Origin of the sequence: Nocardia sp. NPDC050413 (assembly GCF_040655475.1) — a bacterium.
Classification (GTDB): domain Bacteria; phylum Actinomycetota; class Actinomycetes; order Mycobacteriales; family Mycobacteriaceae; genus Nocardia; species Nocardia coubleae.
The window spans coordinates 20,676-35,336 of the sequence record NZ_JBFAJZ010000006.1 but is presented as its reverse complement, the minus strand read 5'-3'; the positions used below and the strand labels follow the sequence as shown (position 1 = coordinate 35,336).

Genomic DNA, 14,661 nt, shown 5'->3' with positions numbered 1-14,661 from the left:
CAGTTCAGGCCAACGGTTGTTCGATGATGTCGGTCCGCAGGCTGGAGCCGTTGAGATCGAGGTACACCACGCCCTCGGTGATCGACAGGCTCGCGGTATTGCGCCGATCCACCAGCCGCGCCGCCTCGTCGATGAACGCCCGATCGAAACTGTAGAGCGGAATCGCGGCCGCGTTGTGAATCTTCTTGCCCGCGTACTGCGCGAGCACCTTCACCGGATCCCGATGCGTGTACACCGCCGCCCGCCCGGCCAGCTTGCTCCCCCGATGAATCCGCTCCGAGTCGGGCGCCCCCACCTCGATCCAGGCCGTCGTCCGCCCCGTCAGATCCCGCACCTGCACCGCGGGTTCGTCGGTAGCCGAGATCCCACCCTCACTGAACACGATCCCCTCCTCGTACTGCAGGCAGTACGCGAGAATCCGCGTCACCATGTACTCGAGCGTCTCGGACGGATGCCGAGCCACCCGCAACTCCAACTCCTCATAAACCCCCCGATCCACATCGGCGAGCTGAATAGCGAAAGTGTGCACAGTAGCGCTGATTCCCATAAGACCCGCCACCCTAGTTGGTAGCGGACTCGTGAGACTCCAGGAGGGCGCGCGGGGCGGCCTGGTGCCAGGAGTCGGTGATGATGGCGGTGAGTTCGTCGTGGTCGTCGAGGGCTGAGAGGCGGACGCGGACCCAGGCGTTGTTCGCCTCGTGGGAGGCGATCCAGAACTTGGCGGGTTCGGCTTGGACCAGTTCGTCGCGGTCGATGATCGGGCAGCGGACGGCCATCGAGGTCTCGTTCTCGGGGAGGGTGAGGAACAGGCGGCCCGAGACCTTGAAAATCGGCATGCCCCAGGCGAATTCCTCCGCGGTGCCGGGCAGGGACAGAGCGAAGGTGCGGACGTCGTCCCCGGTGACTGTCATGATCCGATCATCTCAAAACGCACCGACAGGTTCAGACGGCGAGCTTGGCCGAACGGGCCCGGCTCGCGGTGATGCGGCGGCCGATGATGCCGTGACGCGGTGCGAACAGGTAGACCAGGGTGAAGGCGACGCCCTGGGTGACCACCACCATCCCGCCCGCGGCGGTGTCGAGGTGGTAGCTGATGTAGAGACCGGTGACCGCGCACAGCACCGACACGGCCGGCGCGATCAGCAGCATCCGCGAGAAACGATCGGTGAGCAGGTAGGCCGTGGCGCCCGGAATGATGAGCATGGCCACCACCAGCACCACACCCACCGCCTGCAACGCCACCACCGAGGTGAGGGCGAGCAGTGCGAGCAGCGCGGTGCCGAGTACGCGGGGGTTGAGCCCGATGGCGTGCGCATGGGTGGCGTCGAAGGCGTACAGGGTGAAGTCGCGACGCTTGAGCACCAACGCCACGAGCACGATCGCCGCGAGGATCATGATCTGGATCATCTCCTCGCGACTCACCCCGAGCAGATTGCCGAAAACGATGTGGTTCAAGTCTGTTTGGCTCGGTGTCACCGACACCAGCACCAACCCGAACGCGAACAGCGTCGTGAAGACGATCCCGATGGCCGCGTCCTCCTTCACCCGGCTGGTATCGCGCACCACCCCGATCAACGCGACCGCGAGGAACCCGAAGATCACCGCGCCCACCGCGAACGGCCAGCCGACGATGTAGGCGAGCACCACCCCGGGCAGCACCGCGTGCGACACCGCGTCACCCATCAGCGACCAGCCGATCAGCACCAGCCAGCACGACAGCACCGCGCACACCACGGCCGCGGTGACGGTGGTCGCCAGCGCCCGGACCATGAATTCGTAGCGCAACGGGTCGAGGAAGAATTCTTCGAGGTTCACTGGTCTGTGTCCAATCCGAACGCCTTGGCCAGGTTCTCGGGCCGCAACACCACGTCGGGGTCACCGTGTTCGAGCACCCGGCGGTTCAAAAGCACTGCCTCGTCGGCCAATCGAGGCAGCGCGTGCAGGTCGTGGGTGGACACGAGGATCGTCGCACCACCGGCGGCGAGCTCACGCAACAACGCGGTGATGGTGGCCTCGGAGCGCTTGTCGACACCGGCGAACGGTTCGTCCAGCAGCAGGATGGTCGCCTCCTGCGCGATGCCGCGCGCCACGAAGGTCCGCTTCTTCTGGCCGCCGGAGAGCTGCCCGATCTGCCGGTCGGCGAAGTCGGTGAGTTCGACCCGGGCCAGTGCCTCCTCCACGGCGGCCTTGTCGGCCTTGCTCGCGCGCCGGGTGAAGCCCATTTTCCCGTAGCGCCCGGTCATCACCACATCGCGCACCGACAGCGGGAAAGTCCAATCCACGTCCTCGGATTGAGGCACGTACCCGAGGGCGCCCGCCTTGCGCGCGGCGGCGGGTGCGCCACCGTTGACCAGCACCCGGCCGCGGTCGGGCGTGACAAGTCCCATGACGGTCTTGAACAGTGTCGACTTGCCCGACCCGTTCATCCCGATCAGACCGCACACCCGACCCGACTTCAACGTGAGTTCGACGTTGTCGAGGGCGAGCACATCACCGTAATGAACTGTCACGTCCTGGATTTCGACAACAGGCTCGGTCATTTCGGTGCTCCTGCCAGTGCCGCCGCGATGGTGTCTGCGTCGTGCCGGATCAGGTCGAGGTAGGTGGGCACGGGGCCGTCCGCCTCCGACAGCGAGTCGACATACAGCGTGCCGCCGAAGCGCGAACCGGTCGCCTCGACCACGCGCTGCATCGGCGCGTCCGACACCGTCGACTCGCAGAACACGGCGGGCACCCCGCGCTGGCGGACGAAGTCGATCACCGACCCGATCTGCTGCGGTGTGGCCTGCTGTTCGGCGTTGACCGGCCAGATGTACTTCTCCGTCAGCCCCGCGTCGCGGGCCAGGTAGGAGAACGCCCCCTCACAGGTGACCAGGGCCTTCTGGTCGGCGGGCAGCGTGCTGACGGCGGCCACCAGCTCGTCACGGACCGCACCGAGCTGGGTCTTGTACGCCTCGCCGTTGGCGCGGTAGGCCTCGGCGTGGTCGGGGTCGAGATCGGTGAACGCGCGAACCATGTTGTCCACGTAGATCTGCGCGTTCACCGGCGACATCCACGCGTGCGGATTCGGCTTGCCCGCGTAGGCGTCCTCGCTGATGTTCATCGGCGTCACACCCTCGCTCACCACGGCATGCGGCACCTCGAGGTCGGCGACGAACTGGGCGAACCAGGCCTCGAGATTGAGGCCGTTGTCGAGGATCAGATCAGCCTTCGCGGCCTTCTTGATGTCCCCCGGCGTCGGCTCGTACCCGTGGATCTCGGCGCCGACCTTGGTGATCGACTCGACCCGCAGATGCTCACCGGCCACATTGCGCGCCATATCGGCGAGCACGGTGAAGGTGGTGAGGACCACCTTCCGGTCGTCGTCGGACGCGCCGACGCCACCGCAAGCGGTGAGCGCGAACACCATGACACTCAGCACGCACGCCGCGAGCACTCGCGACGAACGGTGGAACCCAACCTTCATCCCGGAATTATATTGTTCGGGTGACCGAACTTTCAAGTTCTGCCACCGAAACAGCGGTGGCGACCGGTCATGATGCCCAGGGCGGGACGAAGGTCGACCCGTCCGGCAACTCCGCGGCGAAGCCGGTCCGGACGGCGACCAGCAGCCGCGCGCCCGCCCCGGCTTCGTCGGTGAGCGCGATGAGCGAGCCGGCGGGCGCCACGGCGGCATCACCGGGCCGCAGGGTGGCCGACTCACCGTCGATGGTGAGGACGATTTCGCCCGTGAGCAGCACGAATGCCTCTTCTCCGAGGATCCGGTGGGCGACTCCGGCCGTGCCGGGAGCGACCTCGGTCTGCCAGACGCACAGGTCGGCACTGCCGGTGCCGGGGCGGATCAACGAGGTGAAGCGGGCGTTGTGCACTTCGTGCACCTGGGCGTCGGCGGAACGGACTACCGGCATTGCGTCTCCTATTGGTCAATTTACTTGTCTATATAGTCAAGTAGCTTTCCTATCCCGTCAAGTGCCAGAATGACGAACGTGCCCCCTGCCGGTGACCTCCCCCTACTGCTGCTCGCGGCCGCCGCCCAGGTGACCGACGCGGTCCAGGCCGGGGTCGCCGCGGCCGGCTTCCCCGATGTACGGCCCACACACGGCTTCGCCTTCGTGCGAATGGCACCCGACGGGGCGACCGTCGGTGAGATCGCCGAGCATCTCGGTGTCACCAAGCAGGCGGCGAGCCAACTGGTCGACGAGCTGGTCACCAAGGGCTATGTCGAACGCAATCCGCACCCACGCGACGCACGCGCCCGGCTCATCACGCTCACCGATCGCGGCTGGGCGTGCACTCGCGCCGCCGACGCAGCCTTGGGCGAACTCACCGAAAACTGGTCCGAAACCCTCGGCGCGGGGGACCTCGACCAGGTCAGGGACGTGTTGGCGCGGGTCGTCACCCCTGGCCGGGTCCGCCCGAGCTGGTGAGGGCGTAACCCTTCGCGGCGGACGAACGATCTGTTGTCAGGTATCCGTTAATCCGAACAACAGGATTTTCGAAACCCGCGCGCGACATCGCGACGAGCGGCATACTCGGCTGCGAGCGGTGACGCGCCACCGCAGCACCCCGGGCCGCCGGTCCGGGCCGTGCCTCGTCACGCACCGTTCCCGCTATCCCGGAGTTCGAATGTCTGCTCTAGCGACCGCCACCTCGGTCGACACCATCACCCGCCACAAGTACGAACGGCTGCAGTACACCGGTTCCGCCGGTGTCGTCGCCTCTCTCGAAGACCCGCGGCTGGTCGACCGCTGGCGCGCCGAACACCCCACCTGGCGTGGCGAGCACTGGGCGTTCGAGGCGGGCACCACCGGCAGCCTCCGCCCGATCAACGTGGCGACCCGCCACAACTGAGCCCTCAGGCCGCGCCCGCGTCGGCGCGACGGTCGGTGATCCGGGGGAACGGGCTGGCCGCTTCCAGCTGGTAGGCCAGGTCGAGCAGGGTTCGCTCCGCGCCGCGCGGGGCGGCCAGCTGCACCGAACCCGGCAGACCCGTCGGCAGCAGTCCGTGCGGAAGCGAGATGCCCGGTCCCCCACCGACATTGTTGAGCGGCGTGAAGCCGACATAGTCGACGAGCTTGGCGAACAGGTCGTCGAACGGCTGATCCGGCGCCAGCTCACCGATGCGCGGCGCCGGATGCGACAGCACGGGGCTGAGCATCACATCGATATCGGCGAAGTGCCGGTCGTAGGCCGCGGTTCCGGCGCGTAGCCGCCATGCGGCCGCCGCGGAACCCAGTGGGTTGCGTTTGGCCATTCCGATCAGGCCGGTGGTGAACGGGTCGAGTTTGCGCGCGTCGAATCGTCCGCGATGACCGAGCCGGAACGACAGCGTCATCGCCGCGGCCATCACCGCCCAGTACTGCTTGAAGTCGTCGACGAAGCGCGGGTCGACCTCCAGCCGCTTCGCGACGATCTCGTGCCCGAGACCCGCGAAGACATGGACGGCCGAATCGAGGACGGCCCGGTTGTCGGGGTGCACCGGCCTGCCGAACACATCCGCGGTGACCACGCCGATGCGCAGTCGTCGCGCACTCGGCCCTTCCACCAGCCCCACCGGCGCCAGTTTCGGGTGGGCACCGAAACTCTCGACCGCGGCCAGGTAATGCGCCGTATCGCGCACCGACCGGGTGAGCACACCCTCGGCCACCAGGTGCACCGGCAGTTTGCGCGCGCCCGGCTGGTCGAGCAGCCGGTACCGGGTGGGCTTCAGGCCCACCAGACCCGTCGCGGCGGCGGGGATCCGAATCGAACCACCGCCGTCGTTGGCATGGGCGATCGGCACCGCCCCGGCCGCGACCAGCGCCGCCGACCCACCCGAGGAGGCGCCCGCCGAGAACTCCGGATTCCACGGGTTGCGCGTCGGCGGGCGGTGGACGAACTCGGTGCTCGCGGTGAGCCCGAACTCCGGCAGCGTCGACTTGCCGAGCACGACCACACCCGAGTGCAGGAATTGCGCGGCGGGCCCGCTCGTCGCCGTCACCGGGTGCGGCGTGAACGCGGCCGACCCGTGACAGCTCGGCAGCCCGGCGACATCGGTGTTGTCCTTGACGAACGCGGGCACCCCGGCGAACACCCCGGCGGTTTCGGGCGCCGAGGCGGCCCGTTCGAAGCTGCGCACCTGCACGGCGTCGAGGCGCGGGTCGACGGCCTGGGTCCGGGCGATCGCGGCCTCGATCACCTCGGCCCGGCTCACCTCCCCGGCGCGCAGTGCGGCGGCGAGGCCGACGGCGTCGTGGTCGCCGAGGGCGTCGTCGGTGAATCCGTGGACGGCAGAGCTCATGACCGCAGCCTAATCGCGACCGTACGCGCGGGTAACGAACTTCGGCCAGACAGTGCGGCCCGCCCGGCAGTGGGCGAGCCGCACGAGCGGGCCCCTACTTGGCGGGTGCCGTGAACGGCTGGTTGATCGTGGTGACGTACTGGATCACCGCGCCGATGGCGACCGGCGCGGTGACGAAGATCTGACCAGCGAGGACACCGAGGAAACCGACGGCGGCCGCACCCGCGACGCAACCGGCCAGCGGTCCCGCACCGAACAGGGTGAGCAGGGCACCGGTGAGCACGACGCCCGCGGCGGCACCGGCGAGGCAACCGAGGGCCGCGCCGCCGATGCCACCGACGAGGGTGCCGATGGTGGCGCCCATGGAGATGGTGCTCGTCATCCGGGACCAGGCGGCCTGTTCACGGTCGTATTCGGACTTCCACGGCGCCTTGTCCTCGAACGGCAGCGCTACCGGCTTGTACACGGCCTTGTCCATGCTCAGCGCGGGGGTGAGGGTCGCCGTTCGACCGTCGACCCGGGCGTCGATGGGGAACTGGAAGTCGTCGATCGCGAAGGTCAGCGGCGTCGCGCCGACGACGGTGCCCGCGGCGTCGCGCACCTGCAGGGCACCGTTGTCGACCACCAGCGAACCGTGCTCGATCTCGATGACCGAGGTGGTGCCGTCGGTGTGCGCGGTGTATTCGACCGGCCGCGGCGCCGCGGGTTCCGCCTGGGCTCCGGCTGCTGTGACGGCCAGAGCGGACAGCGAAAGGGCCACGGGCACAGCGATTTTCTTCAAGAACATGGGTGATTCCTCATCGATTCCAGCCGATCGCGGTGACCGGCGGTGGCAATCGTAGCGATAATGGTTATCATTATCATCTCGATGAGGCTGGGAGGTCGTAGTGGGACATCTGCTGATGGTGGAGAGCTGGGTCGGCTCGATGAGCACCCTGCTGCCGCAGGGAATCAAGGACGGCGGACACCGATTCAGCTTCCTGACCAGGGATCTCGGGCATTACCTCCGCCCGGGCACACCGTCGCCACACCCGCTGCTGGCCGCTGACAATGTGTTCACCGCCGAGACCAACGACGAGGCCGCGCTACTGCCGTATGTGCGAAAGCTGCACGAGCTCTTCGGTTTCGACGGCGTACTCACCTCGTGCGACTACTACCTGCCGACGGTGGCCGCGATCGCCGCCGATCTCGGCCTGCCCGGCCCCGGCCGGGAGGCGGTGGTCGCGGCATGCGACAAGTACCGGACCCGCGAGATCTGTCGCGCGGCCGGAGTTCCCGGGCCCGACTTCGCCGTCGCCGAGGCGATGGACGAGATTGTCGGCGCCGCAGCTCGATTGGGCTATCCGCTGGTGGTGAAGCCGATCGATCTGTGTGGCGGGATGTTCGTGTGCCGGGTCGACGACGACGCCGAGTTGCGCGCTGCGGTGGAGCGCATCGCCGGGTTCCCGGTGAACGCGCGTGGGCAGCGCAGGTCACCGCAGGTGCTGCTCGAAAGATGCGTGCAGGGGCCGGAATTCAGTGTGGAAACGGTGACCGTCGCCGGGCGGACCACTGTCGTCGGGGTGACCGACAAGCAGCTCACCGGCGCCCCCGCCTTCATCGAGTCGGGCCATATGTTCCCGGCCGACCTGTCGGCTACCGATCGCCAAGCCGTCGCGGACACCGCCGAGGCGGCGATCGAGGCGCTCGGTCTCGACGCGACCGTCGCCCATACCGAGGTCAAGCTCACAGTCGACGGGCCGTGCCTGATCGAGGTGAACCCACGCCCCGCGGGCAACCGGATCACCGAACTGGTCCGCCGGGTCACCGGCATCGACCTCACCAGGGTCCATGTCGAAGCCGTCCTGGGTGGGAAAACCGAGCTCACCCCACGGCAGACCGACGCCGGGAGCGCCGCCGTCGCCTTCGCCGTCCCCGACCGGGCAGGCGTGGTGACCCGTGTCGCCGGTGCGGCCGGCTGGGCCGACGATCCGCGCATCGTGGAACACAAACTCCCCGAGCCCGGCGCCGAGGTCCGCCCGGCCACCGACAACAACACCTACCTCGGCCACGTCCTCGTAACGTCCGAAAACTTCGGCGAGGCAGGCGAACTCGCGAATTCCCTGATCGCCGAGCTGCGTGTCGAGCTCGACGGCGGTGTCGCGTGATCCAGACGCACCCCGCCTCGGTGGCCGAGCTCACCACGTGGGCACGGACCGGGCGACTCGGCCCCGACCCCGACACCCTGAAGGCATCGACCGCCTTTCTCACGACCTACGGCACCAGGCACGCGGGACGCACCCGCGCCTACCGCAACGAGGTGCTCAGCATCCGGGTCGGTGCGGCGGTCGGCTCGTGTGGGCTCGAACCCGGTTCGGCCACCGGCGAGCTGATCGACGACTGTGTCGCGGCGACCGTCGGTGACCTGCTCGAACACCAGGTCGGGGCGGTGCGTGTCGCGGCGCTCGATGCCTATCTGATGCATGTGCACCCGCATCCGGCGGCAGCGGGTCTGCACGGTAGCCCCGTGGTGGTGGCGGGGCCGACCTCGTTGACGAAATCGCGGCGCCGCGCGAACACCGTCGTCGATCTGCTCCCCTCCGGGGTCACCAAGGTGCTGGTGGTCGGGGTGGTCGGTTCGCTGCTGGCCGAGTTGCGCGACCGTGGCATCGCCTATGTGCCGTGCGATCTGGCGGGTGGTGTCACCGAGTGGGGTGAACCGATCTTCGAGTCCGTGGCGACGGCTCCGTCGGACTACGACGCACTGCTCGTCACCGGAATGACCCTGGGCAACGGCACATTCGACGAATTCCGCGCCATCGCGCGCGAGCGGGGACTACCCCTTGTTCTTTTCGCCCAGACCGGCAGCGCGGTGCTGCCCTGGTTCCTCGGCGCCGGAGTGCACGCGATCTCGGCCGAGCCCTACCCGTTCTTCTCCCTCGACGGTGCCGCGAGCACCCTGGTCACCTACCGGGAGCTCTCATGACCGCACCGCAACCCGGCCTGCTGCGACTGATCGGCAACACCCCTGTCGTCCAAGTCGCCACCGGAAACAGCTGGTACACAGCCAAACTCGAATCGGCGAGCATCGCGGGGATGAAGGCCCGTGCGGCTGTGTCGATGATGCGGGCGGCGGCCGCGCGAGGCGACCTCGCACCGGGCGCCACGATCATCGAATCGACCAGCGGCACTCTCGGATTGGGCCTCGCCCTGGCAGGCAAGGCGCTCGGTCACCCGATCGTGCTGGTGGTCGACGACGAGCTGGAACCGGACCTGCGCGCCCTCTTCTCGGCTTTCGGCATCACCCTCGAGGTGGTCACCACCCCGCACCCGACCGGCGGCTGGCAGCAGGCCCGGCTCGACCGGCTGGCCGAACTGCTGGCCGCGACACCCGGCGCGTACTGGCCCGACCAGTACGACAACCCCGACAATGCCGGTGGCTACCAGGCCATGGGCGCGGAGATCCTCGCGCAGGTCGACGACGTCGATGTGCTCGTCGCCTCGATCGGTTCCGGCGGCCACTGTGCGGGGCTCACCCGCGTCCTGCGCACCCGCTGGCCTCGGCTGCGGGTAGTCGGCGTCGACGCCGTCGGCTCCCGCATCTTCGGGCAACCGGACCGCCGCAGGCTCATGCGCGGCCTCGGCAGCAGCATCCTCCCCCGCAACGTGGCCTATGCCGACTTCGACGAGGTGCACTGGGTCGGCGCCGCCGAAGCCGTCGCGTCCTGCCGCGCACTCGCGGCCCACACCGGAATCGCGGGCGGCTGGAGCACCGGTGCCGCCGCCTTGGTCGCCGGCTGGATCGCCGACCGCGAGCCGGCTTCCCGCGTACTCACCGTCTTCCCCGACGGCCCCCACCGCTACCTCCGAACCATCTACAACGACACCTGGTGCCGCGCGAACGGCCTGTTCGCCCCTCCCGCAACAGAACCCACAACCATCCCGACCCCCGACAGCGCCGAGGTCAGCGGCTGGGGCCGTTGCACAGTGGTCCGCGACCCTGCCGCTCCATCTGGCGGTCCGGCTACCGAAATGTGTGATCCGTCCGGCCGGGCGCAGGACTCGGTCGACCAAGGGCGCGGCACCGCCGAGCCTGTGCGGAAATCCACCACCGCGGTGCACGACGACGCTGCCGAGGTGCTCGGGTGAGAACGACGTTTCTCGCGCTGCCCAAGGGCGTGCGGTTGCTGCTGGTCAATCATCTGGTCGGGCATATCGGCTTCTACCTGCTGATTCCGTTCCTCGCCGACTATCTGCTGCACGACCTCGCGCTGTCGGCGGCGGTGGTCGGTGTCGTGCTCGGGGTGCGCAATCTGAGCCAGCAGGGTCTGTTCCTCGTCGGGGGGTCGGCGGCGGATCGGCTGGGGGCGCGGGGCGTGATCATGGTGGGGCTGGCCGTGCGGGCGCTCGGGTTCGCGTTGTTCGCGCTCGGTGGTTCACTGCCGGTGGTGCTCGCGGCGGCCATCCTCACGGGTTTCGCGGGCGCGCTGTTCAATCCGGCCGTGCGCGCGTATATCGCCACCGACAGTGGTTCGCGGTCGGCGGAGGCGTTCGCGCTGTTCAATGTGTTCGGCAATGCGGGTTCGGCGATCGGGCCGGTGTTGGGGACCGTGTTGATCGCGGCGGGCTTCCGGATATCCGCGCTGGTCGCGGCCGTGATTTTCGTGGTGCTGGCGGTGGTTCAGTGGGTGCTGCTGCCTGCGCGACCGGTGCCCGCGCACGAGGGCGGGATCGGCGCCGACTTCACGACCGTGTTCACCGATCGCCGTTTCTGGGCGTTCACCCTCGCCCTGATGCCGATGTTCGCGTTGCAGAGCCAGATCTATTTTCTGCTCACGTTGCAGGCACAGGACAGCGCCGATCCCCGGTACCGCGCCGGGGCCGTGGCCGCGCTGTTCGTGGTGGAGACCATAGCCGTTGTGGCCCTGCAGGTTCGGGTCACCACGGTGCTCATCCGCCGGCCTCGGCGCGGGCCCGCGATGGCGGCGGGGATGGCGATCATGGGCGTGTCGTTCCTGATCGCCCCGGCCGCCGCGGGTGTCGTCACAGGCGTGGGCAGCGGACTAGCGGGGACCGTACTGCGGGTGACTCCCGTGGTGGCGGGCGCGGTGGTGCTGGCCATCGGGGTGACGGCAGTGCAGCCGTTCGTGAACGAGTCGATCGGCCGCTTCGCCGGAAACCGGCTCACCGGAACCTATTTCGGGGCGTTCTACCTGGCATCGGGACTGTTCACCGTGGTCGCGACCTCGCTCAGCGGCGCGGTGCTCGACCGGGCGGGCGGGTCGCTCACCTGGCCACCCGCGCTGCTGTGCGCCGGGACGGGTGTGCTGTCGGCGGTCGCGATCCTCGGCTTGCATCGGCGGGCCGTGCTGCCCGATGCCGATATGGCTCATTCGGGAGACCGCACATGACTGATCCCCGCCACCCGGTGCGCGAGTGGCGCACGCCTTTCGTCGAGCACCGGACACCGCTGACGGCCGACACTCCGGGCATCGGCGTCGGCCGCGCCAACGGCAGCTGTGGGGAGCTGCTGCAGGGCGTCCTCGACGGGGACCGCCATTTCCTCGTCACGTTGCCCATCCAGCGCGGCTCCGTCGCCGTCTTCGAACCAGGCGGTGACGACATCACCGTCGTCCCCGGGCACAAGTCGAAGGCTCGGCGCCTGGCGAGCGCGATGGTGGCACGCTCACAGGTGCTGCGCGGCGGACGACTCACCGTGCGCAGCGAACTGCCCGAGGGCAAAGGCCTGGCCAGCTCCACCGCCGATCTGGTGGCGACGGCTCGCGCGGTCGCCGATGCCGAAGGCCGCACGGTCGGCCTCACCGAACTCGAAGCCGACCTGCGTGCCATCGAGCCCTCCGACGGGGTGATGTATTCCGGCACGGTCGCCTACTTCCATCGGGAGGTGCGTCTGCACACCCGGCTGGGCGCGCTGCCGCCGCTGACCATCGTCACCGGCGACGAGGGCGGCGTGGTCGACACCGTCGAATTCAACCGAACCGAACCGTCTTTCGGCCCCGGGCACCAGCGCGAATACGCCGGATTGCTCGACGACCTCGGTGTCGCGATCGTGCGCGGGGACGTGACGGCGATCGGCGCGGTGGCCACCCGCAGCGCTGTGCTCAGTGCCGCGTTCCGCCACCGCCCGCACCTGGACTCGACCATCCGGGAAGCACGCGCGCTCGGTGCGGTGGGTGTGGTCGTCGCGCACAGCGGCACGACGACCGGAATCCTGCTGAGCGAGAACGACCGCGACTATCGCACCAAACTCGCTGCCGCTGAGCAGCTCTGCGCTTCGTTCGGCTGCGCGGTGAGCGTGCACCACACCCGGCGACCGGTCCGGGGACACCGGCTTCCGCACGAGCGCCTCCCGAGCAGAGAGCTACCCGCATGATCACCATCGAACAGGTCCGCTTCGGCTACGGCGGACGAATCACCCTGGACAACATCAGTTTCCGCGCCGACCCGGGGTGCACGGTCGGGCTGATCGGCCCGAACGGGTCGGGAAAATCGACGCTGTTGCGCCTGCTGTATCGCGCCCTGCGCCCGGCCGGTGGGACCATCACGATCGATGCCACCCCGGTCGGCACACTGCGCGGACGGGACCTCGCCACACGCCTGGCCGTCGTCGCCCAGGAATCACCACCGGACACACCGATCACGGTCGCCGAGACGGTTCTGCTCGGCCGGGCGCCCTGGGTCGGTGCCTTCCAAGGCTATTCACGCGCCGACCGCATCACCGCGGCCGCCGCCCTCGCCCGCGTCGGCGCCCGTGACCTGGCCGACCGCCCCTTCGCGACCCTGTCCGGCGGCGAGCGGCAGCGCGTCCTCATCGCCCGCGCCCTGGCCCAGCAGGCCGACCATCTGCTCCTCGACGAACCGACCAACCATCTCGACATCCGCTACCAGCACGAACTGCTCGCCCTGGTCCGCGGCCTCGGCAAGACGACGACCATCGTCGTCCTGCACGACCTGAACCTGGCCGCCCGCTACTGCGACCACCTGGTCCTGCTCGACAACGGCCGAGTCGCCGCCGCGGGCCGGGTCGACGAGGTCCTCACCCCCGAAACCCTCGAACCCGTCTACCGCATCCCCGTCCGCCGCACCACCGCCTTCGGCGCCACCCAACTCCTCTTCGGACCGTCGGACGATGCGGAAGACCACAACCCGGTTGTCGCGGAGGCCGCCGAGATCCACCCCACGCCGGCTGACCACACTCCCGGCGGCGCAGCAGAACTCACCGATGACGGCCCCGACGGGTCACCGTCGATGACCGAGACCCGAGAGGCGGCGACGCGATGACCGCGACACTGGAAGTCGAGCAGATCGTCGACGATCTCGATCACGCGCGGCACCGCACGCGCACAGGGTTGCTGATCGGCGGGCTGCTCATCGCACTCGCCGTCACCGTGTTGGTGGCGGCCGGGCTCGGGCCGGTGGCGGTTCCGCCAGGCACCGTCGCCCGGATCATCGGCCACCACACGTTCGGCCGACCGGTGACTCCCGATTGGACCACCGCGCAGGACTCGATCGTCTGGCTGGTCCGGGTGCCGCGCGTACTGCTCGGCGCGCTCGTCGGCGCCGCATTGGCGATCACCGGCGCCGTTCTGCAGACCATCGTGCGCAATGTGCTCGCCGATCCGCACATTCTCGGCGTCACCTCGGGCGCCTCGACCGGTGCCGCCGTCTACCTGCTGTTCGGCGTGAGCGCGGCGGCCACCTCCGCCGCACTGGCGGCGAGTGCGTTCATCGGGGCACTGATCGCCACGGTGCTGCTGTTCGCCATCTCCCGGATCAACGGGCAGCTCACCTCGCTGCGCCTGCTGCTCGGCGGGGTGACCATCGGCTACATCTTCTCGGCCGCCACGAGCTTTCTGATCTTCGCCTCCGACCGCCCCGAAGGCGCGCGGACCGTGCTGTTCTGGCTGCTCGGCTCGCTCGCCCCGGCGGCCTGGTCCTCGGTGGCGACCACCGTCGCAGTGGTCGCGGGCGCCCTGCTCGCGGTGCTGCTGATGGCGCCACGCCTGGACGCGCTCGCAGCGGGCGACGATACCGCGCGCACGCTCGGCTTCGCCCCGAATCGAATCCGGTTGTGGGCATTGCTGATCGTCGCGCTCGCCGTCGGCGCGGTGGTGGCCGTCGCGGGGGCGATCGGCTTCGTCGGGCTCATCGTTCCGCACGTCGCGCGGCTGTGCGTCGGCGGAACCCACCGGCACCTGCTGGTGGTGAGTGCCCTGCTCGGCGCGCTGTTCCTGGTGGTCGCCGATGTGGGCGCCCGCACCGTTTTCGCACCACGTGAACTGCCCATCGGCATCGTCACCGCCGCCGTCGGCGCGCCCCTGCTCCTGCTGCTGATCCGCCGCTCCCGCGCCTCCTGATTTCTGCTCCATCGAAAGGAATAC

At 69.0% G+C, this 14,661-nt stretch carries 17 protein-coding genes; 9 read left to right on the top strand and 8 right to left on the bottom strand.

All coding sequences use genetic code 11. The annotated features are described in order from the left end of the window. Nucleotides 1-4: 4 nt before the first annotated feature. The 6 genes from AB0I19_RS16585 to AB0I19_RS16560 form a co-directional block, all read right to left on the bottom strand. The gene (locus AB0I19_RS16585) at nucleotides 5-547 is read right to left on the bottom strand and encodes a YaeQ family protein (protein ID WP_067497047.1); all 543 of its coding nucleotides are present in this window, start codon (nucleotides 545-547) and stop codon (nucleotides 5-7) included. 13 nt (nucleotides 548-560) lie between these two features. Beyond that, complete coding sequence (locus tag AB0I19_RS16580) at nucleotides 561-911, bottom strand: MmcQ/YjbR family DNA-binding protein (RefSeq protein ID WP_357149488.1); 351 nt, start codon at nucleotides 909-911, stop codon at nucleotides 561-563. A 31-nt stretch (nucleotides 912-942) separates the two neighbouring features. Beyond that, nucleotides 943-1,815, bottom strand: a complete 873-nt coding sequence (locus AB0I19_RS16575; RefSeq protein WP_357149485.1) for a metal ABC transporter permease — start codon at nucleotides 1,813-1,815, stop codon at nucleotides 943-945. Then, nucleotides 1,812-2,540, bottom strand: a complete 729-nt coding sequence (locus tag AB0I19_RS16570) for a metal ABC transporter ATP-binding protein (RefSeq protein WP_067642650.1) — start codon at nucleotides 2,538-2,540, stop codon at nucleotides 1,812-1,814. Before AB0I19_RS16570 ends, AB0I19_RS16575 begins: the two co-directional genes overlap by 4 nt. Then, complete coding sequence (locus tag AB0I19_RS16565) at nucleotides 2,537-3,466, bottom strand: metal ABC transporter substrate-binding protein (RefSeq protein ID WP_067642653.1); 930 nt, start codon at nucleotides 3,464-3,466, stop codon at nucleotides 2,537-2,539. Before AB0I19_RS16565 ends, AB0I19_RS16570 begins: the two co-directional genes overlap by 4 nt. Before the next feature lie 67 nt (nucleotides 3,467-3,533). Further along, nucleotides 3,534-3,908, bottom strand: a complete 375-nt coding sequence (locus tag AB0I19_RS16560) for a cupin domain-containing protein (protein WP_357149481.1) — start codon at nucleotides 3,906-3,908, stop codon at nucleotides 3,534-3,536. A gap of 69 nt (nucleotides 3,909-3,977) precedes the next feature. On the opposite strand from AB0I19_RS16560, the gene AB0I19_RS16555 reads away from it, so the two are divergent. Both AB0I19_RS16555 and AB0I19_RS16550 read left to right on the top strand, forming a co-directional pair. Next, nucleotides 3,978-4,427, top strand: a complete 450-nt coding sequence (locus AB0I19_RS16555; protein ID WP_357149478.1) for a MarR family transcriptional regulator — start codon at nucleotides 3,978-3,980, stop codon at nucleotides 4,425-4,427. Between the two features lie 199 nt (nucleotides 4,428-4,626). Then, entirely contained in the window at nucleotides 4,627-4,851 is a 225-nt protein-coding gene (locus tag AB0I19_RS16550) for a hypothetical protein (RefSeq protein WP_067642662.1), read from the top strand. 4 nt (nucleotides 4,852-4,855) lie between these two features. Here the strand turns inward: AB0I19_RS16550 and AB0I19_RS16545 are convergent, their stop codons facing one another. Together AB0I19_RS16545 and AB0I19_RS16540 are read right to left on the bottom strand one after the other, a co-directional pair. After that, entirely contained in the window at nucleotides 4,856-6,280 is a 1,425-nt protein-coding gene (locus AB0I19_RS16545; protein WP_067642664.1) for an amidase, read from the bottom strand. Between the two features lie 94 nt (nucleotides 6,281-6,374). Then, the gene (locus AB0I19_RS16540) at nucleotides 6,375-7,067 is read right to left on the bottom strand and encodes a hypothetical protein (protein ID WP_357149475.1); all 693 of its coding nucleotides are present in this window, start codon (nucleotides 7,065-7,067) and stop codon (nucleotides 6,375-6,377) included. 100 nt (nucleotides 7,068-7,167) lie between these two features. On the opposite strand from AB0I19_RS16540, the gene AB0I19_RS16535 reads away from it, so the two are divergent. The 7 genes from AB0I19_RS16535 to AB0I19_RS16505 are packed head-to-tail and all read left to right on the top strand — an operon-like array spanning nucleotide 7,168 to nucleotide 14,637. Next, on the top strand, nucleotides 7,168-8,427 hold the full coding sequence (locus AB0I19_RS16535; protein WP_357149472.1) for an ATP-grasp domain-containing protein: 1,260 nt from the start codon (nucleotides 7,168-7,170) through the stop codon (nucleotides 8,425-8,427). Continuing rightward, complete coding sequence (locus AB0I19_RS16530; RefSeq protein WP_357149470.1) at nucleotides 8,424-9,245, top strand: hypothetical protein; 822 nt, start codon at nucleotides 8,424-8,426, stop codon at nucleotides 9,243-9,245. The genes AB0I19_RS16535 and AB0I19_RS16530 overlap by 4 nt, the downstream gene beginning before the upstream one ends. Continuing rightward, a complete protein-coding gene (locus tag AB0I19_RS16525) occupies nucleotides 9,242-10,408 on the top strand; it encodes a cysteine synthase family protein (RefSeq protein WP_357149467.1) in 1,167 nt (388 codons plus the stop codon). Before AB0I19_RS16530 ends, AB0I19_RS16525 begins: the two co-directional genes overlap by 4 nt. Further along, on the top strand, nucleotides 10,405-11,670 hold the full coding sequence (locus AB0I19_RS16520; RefSeq protein WP_357149464.1) for an MFS transporter: 1,266 nt from the start codon (nucleotides 10,405-10,407) through the stop codon (nucleotides 11,668-11,670). The genes AB0I19_RS16525 and AB0I19_RS16520 overlap by 4 nt, the downstream gene beginning before the upstream one ends. Next, complete coding sequence (locus AB0I19_RS16515; protein ID WP_357149462.1) at nucleotides 11,667-12,653, top strand: hypothetical protein; 987 nt, start codon at nucleotides 11,667-11,669, stop codon at nucleotides 12,651-12,653. Before AB0I19_RS16520 ends, AB0I19_RS16515 begins: the two co-directional genes overlap by 4 nt. Then, nucleotides 12,650-13,561: an ABC transporter ATP-binding protein gene (locus AB0I19_RS16510; RefSeq protein ID WP_357149459.1), complete on the top strand. Its 912-nt coding sequence runs from the start codon at nucleotides 12,650-12,652 to the stop codon at nucleotides 13,559-13,561. Before AB0I19_RS16515 ends, AB0I19_RS16510 begins: the two co-directional genes overlap by 4 nt. Further along, on the top strand, nucleotides 13,558-14,637 hold the full coding sequence (locus AB0I19_RS16505; RefSeq protein WP_357149457.1) for an iron ABC transporter permease: 1,080 nt from the start codon (nucleotides 13,558-13,560) through the stop codon (nucleotides 14,635-14,637). The genes AB0I19_RS16510 and AB0I19_RS16505 overlap by 4 nt, the downstream gene beginning before the upstream one ends. Nucleotides 14,638-14,661 lie beyond the last annotated feature (24 nt).